This is a genomic window from Salinivibrio sp. IB574 (assembly GCF_001996205.1).
In the GTDB taxonomy this organism is placed as follows: Bacteria; Pseudomonadota; Gammaproteobacteria; order Enterobacterales; family Vibrionaceae; genus Salinivibrio; species Salinivibrio proteolyticus.
In genome coordinates this window covers 1-10,509 of record NZ_MUFN01000057.1, presented here as the reverse complement: position 1 = coordinate 10,509, position 10,509 = coordinate 1, and the positions used below count along the sequence as shown (strand labels likewise).

General features: G+C 53.8%; 11 protein-coding genes. 6 read left to right on the top strand and 5 right to left on the bottom strand.

The genetic code is table 11. The annotated features are described in order from the left end of the window. From cysG to cysC, 5 genes are all read left to right on the top strand, one after another. On the top strand, positions 1 to 914 hold a 914-nt coding region (gene cysG, locus BZJ17_RS16770), incomplete at its 5' end, for a siroheme synthase CysG (RefSeq protein WP_077641494.1). Between the two features lie 12 nt (positions 915 to 926). Then, positions 927 to 1,835 carry a sulfate adenylyltransferase subunit CysD gene (cysD, locus tag BZJ17_RS16765; RefSeq protein WP_077455796.1) on the top strand — a complete coding sequence of 303 codons (909 nt, stop codon included), beginning with the start codon at positions 927 to 929 and terminating at the stop codon, positions 1,833 to 1,835. A gap of 9 nt (positions 1,836 to 1,844) precedes the next feature. Then, on the top strand, positions 1,845 to 3,269 hold the full coding sequence (gene cysN / locus BZJ17_RS16760) for a sulfate adenylyltransferase subunit CysN (protein WP_077641493.1): 1,425 nt from the start codon (positions 1,845 to 1,847) through the stop codon (positions 3,267 to 3,269). A gap of 3 nt (positions 3,270 to 3,272) precedes the next feature. Beyond that, positions 3,273 to 5,015 carry an SLC13 family permease gene (locus BZJ17_RS16755; protein WP_077641492.1) on the top strand — a complete coding sequence of 581 codons (1,743 nt, stop codon included), beginning with the start codon at positions 3,273 to 3,275 and terminating at the stop codon, positions 5,013 to 5,015. Positions 5,016 to 5,049: 34 nt separating this feature from the next. After that, complete coding sequence (gene cysC, locus BZJ17_RS16750) at positions 5,050 to 5,676, top strand: adenylyl-sulfate kinase (protein ID WP_077641491.1); 627 nt, start codon at positions 5,050 to 5,052, stop codon at positions 5,674 to 5,676. Here cysC and BZJ17_RS16745 read toward each other — a convergent pair. The 5 genes from BZJ17_RS16745 to BZJ17_RS16725 all read right to left on the bottom strand — a co-directional run bounded on the left by BZJ17_RS16745 (position 5,673) and on the right by BZJ17_RS16725 (position 10,024). Beyond that, positions 5,673 to 6,575 carry a TIGR03899 family protein gene (locus tag BZJ17_RS16745; RefSeq protein WP_077641490.1) on the bottom strand — a complete coding sequence of 301 codons (903 nt, stop codon included), beginning with the start codon at positions 6,573 to 6,575 and terminating at the stop codon, positions 5,673 to 5,675. The genes cysC and BZJ17_RS16745 overlap by 4 nt on opposite strands. A gap of 239 nt (positions 6,576 to 6,814) precedes the next feature. After that, on the bottom strand, positions 6,815 to 7,267 hold the full coding sequence (locus BZJ17_RS16740) for a DUF3299 domain-containing protein (RefSeq protein WP_077641489.1): 453 nt from the start codon (positions 7,265 to 7,267) through the stop codon (positions 6,815 to 6,817). Between the two features lie 3 nt (positions 7,268 to 7,270). Further along, complete coding sequence (locus BZJ17_RS16735) at positions 7,271 to 8,530, bottom strand: ABC transporter permease (protein WP_077641488.1); 1,260 nt, start codon at positions 8,528 to 8,530, stop codon at positions 7,271 to 7,273. Beyond that, positions 8,527 to 9,222, bottom strand: a complete 696-nt coding sequence (locus BZJ17_RS16730; RefSeq protein ID WP_069589644.1) for an ABC transporter ATP-binding protein — start codon at positions 9,220 to 9,222, stop codon at positions 8,527 to 8,529. The genes BZJ17_RS16735 and BZJ17_RS16730 overlap by 4 nt, the downstream gene beginning before the upstream one ends. Before the next feature lie 40 nt (positions 9,223 to 9,262). Next, a complete protein-coding gene (locus tag BZJ17_RS16725) occupies positions 9,263 to 10,024 on the bottom strand; it encodes a DUF2796 domain-containing protein (protein WP_077641487.1) in 762 nt (253 codons plus the stop codon). A gap of 187 nt (positions 10,025 to 10,211) precedes the next feature. Between BZJ17_RS16725 and BZJ17_RS17545 the strand changes: the two genes are divergently transcribed. After that, on the top strand, positions 10,212 to 10,376 hold the full coding sequence (locus tag BZJ17_RS17545) for a hypothetical protein (RefSeq protein WP_241836838.1): 165 nt from the start codon (positions 10,212 to 10,214) through the stop codon (positions 10,374 to 10,376). Positions 10,377 to 10,509 lie beyond the last annotated feature (133 nt).

The following is a 10,509-nucleotide window of genomic DNA, read 5'->3' as shown; positions in this document are numbered from 1 at the left end:
TAACGGGCCGGCGCAAATTCTGGGAGGCCGCTTTTAGTGGGCGGTTTGCCGATTTAGTCGCGGCGGGCAAACACCAGCAAGCCGAGCAGGCGCTGGAGCAGCTTAGCGGACAAATCACCACCCAAGGCGAAGTGGCGTTGATTGGCGCCGGGCCAGGGGATCCTGGGCTATTGACCTTGCGCGCGTTGCAATTGATGCAGCAAGCCGATGTGGTGCTTTACGACTACTTGGTGGCTGAACCGATTATGGAGCTGTGCCGCCGAGATGCGGAGCTGATTTGTGTGGGCAAACGGGCGAGCTACCACAGTGTGAGCCAAGACGACATTAATCGTCTGTTGGTCGAGCATGCTCAAGCCGGAAAACGGGTGGTGCGCTTAAAAGGGGGCGATCCTTTCATGTTTGGCCGTGGTGGTGAGGAATTACAAACCCTTGCCAACGCGGGTGTCTCGTTTCAAGTGGTACCCGGGATCACTGCGGCGGCAGGGGCGACGGCCTATGCCGGTATTCCGCTCACCCATCGCGATCATGCCCAGACCGCGCTGTTTATTACCGGTCATTTGAAAAAAGAACAAGACACCTTGGAGTGGGCGACGTTAGCCCGCCCGCGTCAGACCTTGGTGATTTATATGGGCTTGATGAAATCGGCCCATATTCAAAGCCAACTGATTGCTCATGGTCGATCGCCGGACACCCCTGTGGCGGTGATTGAAAACGGCACGCGTCCGGAGCAGAAAGTCTTTACCGGTCAACTCAACAACTTACCGTCGCTGGCGGAACAAGCTGCGTCGCCCGCGCTGATCGTGGTGGGCGAAGTGGCGGCACTCGCCGGTCAGCTGACATGGTTTGGCGAGGGGCGCGCGGTAAGCGATGCCGACCCCACGCAAGCCCCCACCGCTGTGGTTAACTTCGCTTAAAGGATAGTTAGGATGGATGCAAAAACACTCACTCACCTCCAGCAGTTAGAAGCCGAGAGCATTCATATACTGCGGGAAGTCGCGGCGGAGTTTGATAACCCCGTGATGCTGTATTCGATTGGCAAAGACTCGTCAGTGATGCTGCATTTGGCGCGCAAAGCTTTTTACCCTGGAAAGATCCCGTTTCCACTGTTGCATGTCGATACCGACTGGAAGTTTCGCGACATGATTGCCTTTCGCGATCGCACCGCTAAAGAGTTGGGGCTAGATCTGATTGTGCACAAAAATCCAGAAGGCATGGCTCAGGGGATCAATCCTTTTGATCACGGCTCCGATAAGCACACCGATATCATGAAAACCCAAGCGCTGAAGCAGGCGCTGGATCAGCATAAGTTTGATGCGGCATTTGGCGGCGCGCGTCGGGATGAAGAAAAATCCCGCGCCAAAGAGCGTGTCTATTCGTTCCGCGATAAGAACCATCGCTGGGATCCGAAAAACCAACGGCCAGAGCTGTGGCGCAACTATAACGGTCAAGTGAATCCGGGCGAGAGTATTCGCGTGTTTCCGCTCTCTAACTGGACTGAGCTCGATATCTGGCAATACATCTATCTGGAAAATATCGACATTGTTCCGCTTTATTTAGCGGCCGAGCGCCCAGTGGTAGAACGCGATGGCACCTTGTACATGGTGGATGATGCGCGGATGCCGATTGGGCCTGAGGAAACCGTAACCCATAAATCGGTGCGTTTTCGCACCCTAGGCTGTTACCCGCTTACCGGGGCGATTGAATCTACCGCGACCACCTTGCCAGAGATCATCGAAGAGATGTTGGTCGCTACCTCAAGTGAACGCCAAGGACGGGCGATCGACCACGATCAGTCCGGATCCATGGAGCGCAAAAAGCGTCAGGGTTATTTCTAAGGAGCAGTCATGAATCCAGCAATTCAACAACAGGTGGCCGATCTGGGTATTGAGGGTTATCTGCAACAGCATCAACACAAAAGTTTATTGCGCTTTTTGACCTGTGGCTCTGTCGATGATGGTAAGTCGACTTTGATTGGCCGCTTGCTGCACGACTCACAGCAGATCTATGAAGATCAGCTGGCTGCTGTCCATGCCGATAGCCAGCGTGTCGGCACCACGGGCGAGAAACCGGATCTGGCGCTATTGGTAGACGGCCTACAAGCCGAGCGCGAGCAGGGGATCACCATTGATGTGGCGTATCGCTATTTCTCCACCTCCAAGCGTAAGTTTATCATCGCCGATACCCCCGGCCATGAGCAGTACACCCGGAATATGGCCACCGGTGCGTCGACCTGTGATGTGGCGGTGATCTTAATCGACGCGCGCCACGGCATCTTGGATCAGACTCGTCGCCACTCGTATATCGCTAACTTGCTGGGTATTCAGCATTTTGTGGTAGCGGTGAACAAGATGGACTTGGTGGCATATAGCCAAGCTCGATTTGATGAAATTCAAGAGCAGTATCTGGCGTTTGCCGATCAGCTCAACCCCGGCTTGTCAGTGTCTATGGTGCCTTTGTCGGCACTCGAAGGCGACAACGTGGTCAATGCCAGTGACGCGATGGCGTGGTATCAAGGCGAGCCGCTGCTCAGCCAGCTAGAATCCATCGACATTGAAAAATCGCGCGGGACGGGTGCGTTCCGTTTTCCGGTGCAGTATGTCAATCGACCGGATCTGAACTTTCGCGGTTACGCGGGCACCCTTGCCAGTGGCGAGTTGCATGTGGGCGATGAGGTTAAGGTACTCCCCTCTGGGCTTACCGCGAAGGTCGCGCGCATCGTCACCTTTGACGGTGATCGTGAATTTGCCTTCAGCGGTCAAGCGGTCACCCTCACTTTAGATAGAGAAATTGATATCTCGCGCGGCGATCTCTTGGTGCGAGCGGATGATGAAGTGGCGGTGGGGCAACGATTTGATGCCGACGTGGTTTGGATGACGCAAACCCCACTGGCACCGGGGCGTGAATACGACATTAAGTTGGCCAGCAAGAAAACCTCGGCGCAGGTTGAGGCGCTGTCGTATGGGGTCGATGTTAATACGCTTAATACTCATGACGCAGACACCTTGCCGCTCAATGGCATAGGTCGTTGCACCTTGACCCTGAGCGAAGCGGTGCCGCTGGATACCTATCAAGATAGCCCGAATACCGGTGGCTTTATCCTGATTGATCGTCTCACCAATGTGACGGTCGGCGCGGGCATGATCCGTCATGTGGCGGAGGCGCAGCCGCAAACCACCTCGTCGTTCTCAGCGTTTGAGCTTGAGTTGAACCAGCTGATCCGCAAGCACTTTCCGCATTGGCAAGCGCGGGATCTGCGTCAACTGGGATAAACGATGAGTTGGCAAGAAACCACGGTACTCACCTTGCTGGTGGCGATTGTCGCCGGCTTGGTGCTCACCCGTATAAAGCCTGTGCTCTTGTTTGCGGGGGCTGCGTTTGTGGCTTTCCAAACTGGACTCACCTCGGTTGAAGCGCTGACGGCGAACTTTACCGCGCCATCACTGCTGACCTTGGTATTGCTGATTTTGGTTTCTTGTGCGTTGGAGAAAACCCATTTGACCAGCTGGGTTGCGCAGCAGGCGTCGCACGGTGCACTCCCCACCGTGATTGCGAAATTAGGTATCTCAAGTGCGCTGCTATCGGCGCTGGTCAATAACACAGCGGTAGTGGTGTCCATGATTGGCGCGATCAAGCGCAACCGACGTCACTCACCTTCACAGCTTTTGATCCCATTGTCATATAGCGCCATTCTCGGCGGCACCCTAACCCTGATTGGCACGTCCACCAATCTCATTGTGAACAGCTTTGTTGAGCGGGCTGGTTTACCCAGTTTGGGCTTTTTCACCCCAACGGTCATTGGTGCTGCTGCATTGGTGGCAGGGCTATTGGTATTAATTCCGTTTAGCTATCGGTTGCCACGCCATGATGGTGAACAAGAAGAGAGCTTGCCGTATGTGCTCGAAGCACGGTTGGCTGCCGATTCACCCTTATGCGGTCGCAGTGTGGCAGACAATGGCTTGCGGGCACTACGCCGCTTGTACTTGGCCGAAATTCATCGTCAAGACGGCATTATTGCGCCTGTGTGTCCGGATACGCCGTTATTGGCCGGTGACAAGTTGCAGTTTGCCGGCGATGTGGAAAGTGTCGCGACCTTGCAAGAGATCCCTGGCTTGACCTTGTTCGGCCAGCATCACATTGATGGACAAAACTTGATTGAGGTGGTGGTGAGCCACAGCGCCAGTATTTGTGGCAAAACCCTCAAAGCCGCCCGATTTCGTGAGACCTTTGATGCCGTGGTGGTCGCCATTCGCCGCGGCCATGAAAAACTCGACGGTGGGTTGGGCAATATTCCTTTGCACGCCGGCGATACGCTGGTGTTGGTGCCGGGAAAAACCTTTCGCCAAGACAGCCAAGCGTTACGGCGCGAATTCGTACTCTTTAATGGTTTGGAAGCCAGTACCCGTCTTTCCGAGCGCAAAAGCGTTGCGGTACTGGCGGGATTTGTCGCGGTGATTGGCGCGGCCTTGATCACTCCAATGCCGCTGCTCAATGGCTTAGCGGCGTATTTAGTGGTGTTGCTGGTCACCGGCATTATCTCCTTGCACGACTTACAACGCCGCTTTCCGGTTGAGGTGGTGGTGATTGTCGGCGCGGCGCTGACATTGGCACAACTGATGTTGGCGTCAGGGCTGTCGGCACGCTTTAGTGATTGGTTTATGGCGACCTTTAGCGCAGGGGGCGCGATAGGGGCGCTGGTGGCTGTGTACTTGCTGACCTTGTTACTGACCGAGCTTATCACCAACAATGCCGCGGCGGCGCTGGCTTTCCCGCTGGGCTATAGCTTGGCGCTAGGGTATGGGGTTGATCCTATGCCTTTTGTGATGGCAGTGCTGTTTGGCGCCAGTGCCAGTTTTATTTCCCCTTACGGATATCAAACCAATTTATTGGTATACAGCGTGGGCAATTACCAGCTACGTGATTATTTGCGTCTGGGGCTGCCATTATCTGTGGTGTATTCCGCAGTGGTGCTCACCCTGTTACCGATTGTTTTTCCTTTAACGTCGGTGGCCCCTTAATCATAGCGTGGCCAACGAAATAGCGGAGACTTTCATGACTGACACTGTATCTGCGCCAACCGATCCCAATGTGATCTGGCATCAACATCATGTTGACCAAGCTCAGCGCAGCGAACAAAAACAGCAGCAACCTGTCGTGCTTTGGTTTACTGGCTTGTCTGGCTCGGGTAAATCGACCATCGCTGGCGCGCTTGAGGCGGCCTTGGTCGCCGAAGGGCACCATACCTATTTGCTAGATGGCGATAATATTCGCCATGGCCTATGTCGCGATCTGGGTTTTTCCGATCAAGACAGGCGCGAGAATATTCGCCGGATTGGTGAAGTGGCCAAGTTGATGACCGATGCGGGTCTGATCGTTTTGAGTGCCYTTATCTCACCGTTTCGCGCGGAGCGAGAGATGGTGCGCGAGCGTTTGCCAGAGGGTCAGTTTATTGAAGTCTTTGTCGATACACCGCTGGCGGTGTGTGAGCAGCGCGACCCCAAAGGGCTATACAAAAAGGCACGTGCCGGCGAGATCCCTGCGTTTACCGGCATATCGTCAGAGTATGAACCACCGCAAACACCGGCGATCCATTTAAGCGGTGATCACAGCGTCGCCGAGCATGTGGCGACCTGTCTTCACGTACTGCGTGAGCGCGGGGTGTTGCGCCCGTCAGATTAAGCGTGAGTGTTGACCGTATCACCCACATCGCTGTGCATCTCAAAGCCTTCGGCGAGTAATTCACAAATGGCGTGGTAGTAATCGGGATGCACGCGTTTACCGACCAGTTTTGCTAGCTCATGGCCGGTGGGACTAAAGCGGTAGTAATAAAGACGCATCCCTTTGTGGAGCGGGGTAAGCATGTATTGGGTGTCTTGCAGTTTAAACGGCATCGCTGGTTGCATTTCAATCACGCCGGATTCGAGCTCAGTGCGCAGGATCAGCCCCAAGTCCATCAATAACATTAAGTCGGTATAAGACAGTTGATAGTGCCCCAGCGAAAGCTTATGGGGCGGCTCTGGGCGTAGCAGTTGCACCAAGCCTTGGCGGCGGCGAAAACCGGTGACTAGCTTTTTGGTGCTGTCTTGCCCAAACGTGCTGGATAAGGCACAAGCGCGTTGCAGTGCTTGCGCTTCACGTTGCGTCATGGTTTCGAGAATGGTCAGGGCTTTAATTGAGGTGCTGCCGGGGCGGAGCATTTCTTGTTTGAGAATTTTCGCCCACAATTGCTGCATCGCGTGGCCGTGAATATTACGGGCTAAATCGAAAAAGCGAACCAGCCAATCAGGGTCGGGAGTGTGGGCGGTTTCGCTGTGACATTGATCGTAGGTGAGCGCGATGATGGCTTCGAGATTCGCTTGCTGCTTTTGCATCACATGGCGTTGGCGGTTGGCACTGCGATGAGCAAGATCTTCCTGTTCGACCTCTTGCAGGCGCGCATCGACGTGATACTCACTGGCAATCGCTTTTAGCCGCCCTTTACTGCCGCGAAGATCGGCGTCTTCTTTACAATTGTGTTCCTGATGTTGCCGTTTATCGGGATGGGCATCGATGACTACGGGTTTGTCTTGCTCTGCCATGCGCGTCTCACACTGATTGTCAGCAAAATTTAATGCTGGCAAATATGTTAATTAAAGATTAAATTTGTTAACATTATGAGCGTTAACAATCAAGTGTAGGGATGCGTGTGCGTAAGCAAAAACTCAACCCCATCAATCTGCTGTTGATTGCCGTGTACATAGGCGCACTGGCGATCTTGTCTCATTATATTGCCTGACAATATCGTGTGCGCCGATCGGGCTCACTGATTGATAGGGATTTATTCGTCGTCGTAGTCAGTTAATTGTGTGCCTTGTAGCACATAACCCACTTCTGCCAAGTCATGGCTGACATGTTCGGTTTTCAGCGTGCCTTCGACATAAACCACATCCCATAATTGTTGAATCGGCGCACCGCCAGCAAACTTTACATAAATTATCTGATTCGGGGGTGGGGGTGGAACATGAATACAGGCGCCAAGAAAGGGAACCAGCAGGNCGGGAATTTTGACTTGGCTGTTGTTGAGCTCTGGGCGAACCGAGCCAACCAAGCTTTGCGGGTTTTCACCGTCGTGATTGATTTCTGGCATACCCCGACTATCGAATTGAGCACGTTCGTGCTCAGGAACCAAATCAATCCAATCCAGTTTGAGTGGTTCATTGCTCGCCCACGAAGGCGAGCTCAACACACCGCTCAGTAAGGCAATAAGCCCGAGCATTATTCGTTTTTTCATCTGTTATACCTTAATTGTCATGCCATCGGCGAGCGCCTGTCGGTAGGCGCGCCAAGCCGGAATTAATCCCACGATAAAGCCAGCGACCAATACACCGGCCATCAGTGATAGCTCGTAAGAAGACGGCCAGTCGAGTGGCAAGAACAAGCCAAATTCACTGAGAATATAGGGCTGCGCCAGCGCGAGTCCACCATAAAGTAGGAGCACGCCAACGACGATTCCCGCAAGGGTGATCGCGACCGCCTCACTGACCAAAAGCAAAATAATATGCAAAGGGCGCGCGCCCATCGCACGTAAGATTGCCATTTCTCGTCGACGTTCGTTCAAGCTAGTGAGCAGGCTTGAGAGCATACCCAACAGCCCCGCGACGGCCACAAAGCCAGAGATCACCAGCAGGGCTTGTTCGCCAACTCGCATCATGTCCCATAGCTCGTGCAAGGCAATGCCAGGCATGATGGCGGTTAACGGTTCGCGTGGATAGGTGTTGACCCAACGTTGGACAGCGAAGGTTTTGATTTTGCTTTTCAAGCCCACCATCACGGCGGTGAGTTGCTCCGGTTGCAACTCGCGCTGTTGCGCTTGCGCTTGGGTCAGGCCTTGGCCGAGTCGTGCGCCACTTTCCCAGCCAACATGAATCGCTTCGATGGCCTCGAGCGACACATGCACGCTACGGTCGACGGGGGTGCCTGTGGGTGCCAAGATCCCGGTGACCGTAAAGGGCAGGTTGTCATGCTGATTAAAGCCTTTGTCGGCCAGTCCATGGGCAATGACCAGGCTATCGCCCATCTTGTATCCCAGCTCTTTCGCCACTTGGGCACCAATCACGGTATCAAACAAGCCGGAAAATGGGCCGCCTTGGCGAAAGGCCAGTGGCTGCTTTTGACCATACTGGTAATGGTCAAAGTAATCATTGGTGGTACCAACCACCCGAAAGCCACGGTGAGAGTCCCCCAGTGAAATGGGGATGGTCCAACTCACATCCGGATGCTCACCAAGGCGCTGGTAACTGTCCCAGCCGATATTGTTGGTAGCGTTACCGATGCGAAACACGGAATAGAGCAGTAAATTGATCGGACCGGAGCGGGCGCCGACAATTAAATCGGTGTTGGAGATGGTATTGGCAAAGCTGGCTTTGGCTTGGGTGCGCACTTTTTCCACCCCGAGCAAGAGCACCACGGCAATGGTGACGGTCAGCAAAGAAAGCAGTGCGGTGGCGCGGCGATTCTTGAGGCTTTGCCCTGCCAATCCTAACAGTGAAATCATTGGTTGGCCTCCTCGCGATGCATGGCGCGATTAAGCGCGGGAAGCGAGACATCGCGGTCAAACAAGGGCGCCAATTGGCTGTCATGGCTGACAAACAATAAGCTGCTGTTGGCTTCCCGGCAGCGGTCTTGAAGCAACTGAATAAAGGTATTGCGGGTGTCCGCATCGAGCGCAGAGGTCGGCTCGTCAGCGATAATTAACGCCGGTGCCCCAATTAATGCCCGTGCCGCGGCGACTCGCTGTTGCTGGCCGATACTCAGCGCAGTCACTGGCTGATGGTAACAGTGTGCGGGAAGACCCAGCTTATCGAGTAAATTGGCGGCCTCTTGGTGTGCAGGCTGGCTGAGTGCCTGACGCCGCGTGTGAGAAAAGCGCAGCGGAACGGTGACATTATCGATCACCGACAAATAAGGCAGCAGATTAAATTGCTGAAAAATATAACCAATATGGTTGGCACGGAACTGATCCCGTTGGCGATCATTCAGTGCTGTAAGCGCTTGATGATTGACCGTTAGCGTTCCCGATTGTGGGGTATGAATGCCTGCAATCAGGCTCAGTAGCGTGGATTTCCCGCTGCCACTGGGGCCTTTTAAAAATACATGCTCGCCCTCACCGACCGCAAAGCTATCGATATCTAAGATCGGTTGCGGCTGAGCTGGCCAAGTAAAACGTAGTTGTTCGATGGTTATCATGCCTGACAGGGGCGCTGGATGCGCCCCGCCTCCTTGTTCACTACCACTGGATGTGCGACTTGGCACGATTCAAGGTTTCGACCCAAACCTTGTCATCAGTAAAGGCCTGAATTTTGACGGTTTCTGTGTTGGGGAATAGGCTAAACCAATCAGTTTGCAATTCGGTGAAAGCTTGCGGGTTTTGGCAAACGAATTGGTAGTTTGCCGATAAGGTGTTGTGGTTACCGTGATCATGCCCATGGTGATCATCATGCTTGTCGTGATCATGATGGTCCTCATGCGCATGGTGGCTGTGATCATGGTGGTCACCATGATCCTCATGATGAGCATCTTTGCCGTCTCGGCCATCGCGACCGTCACGATGGGCGTGGCCATCTTCGCCATCTTCACCGTGAATGCTATTGTGCTCATGCTCATGCTCATGCTCATGCTCATGCTCATGCTCATGCTTGTGGTCATGGTCATGGTCTTCAAAGCTGCTCGTGATCTTGACGTCGACCAGCTGGCAATTCGCCGCTTCAGCAAGCTGGAAGCGTTTCCCGCCATCACGCAGTAGTGCATAAGCATCTTCGAGCGTTTGCTGATCCTTGGCGTTTTTAGGGTGGTGCTCAAACCCAACCACATCATGGCCGGGCGCGGTCAGTTCAATCAGCACGCGCTCACCGTCTTGGGCAAGGCTTGCGGTGACTTCACCGTGCACATGGGCATCGAACGACTGATAGTTGGCTTCGTCAGCAAATGTGGCTGTGGACGCGGTTGCGATAGCCATGGCGATAACATTGGGTAAAAAACGCGTTTTCATTGGGTTCTCCTAGTGAATAAATGGGTTAAATCATTGCGGTATTTATTCAACTAGGTGGGTCGCGTGCCGAAAAGGCAATGGCGATGTGGTAAGCCTGAGCTGGCTTTGAGAGTGCAATAATCTCGTTGACGACATAAGTGGGGGCAGGCGCTGAGACCGCATACGCGATCAGTGCGGGAGGCGCCAAATGACAGAGGCTGCAATGTTCGCTGTGATGTGTGGGCGTGAAGGTATCGAGGTGATGACGCGCCCACAGCCCAGATTGGCTGAGTATGACAAGCAACAACAGATGGACGATCAATGGCCGAGTCATGCAGGCATCCACACCTTCAAAAGTAATGTAATAACATAACAATTATAACCATCGACGCCAAGTGTTGAAAAACGCGGGCCTTGCCCGCGCATGGCACTATTGATTGACCAGATGAGTCACTCAGCTAATCACTTGGTTCACTTCATCGTGCCTTAATTTGCCTTCTTTGACA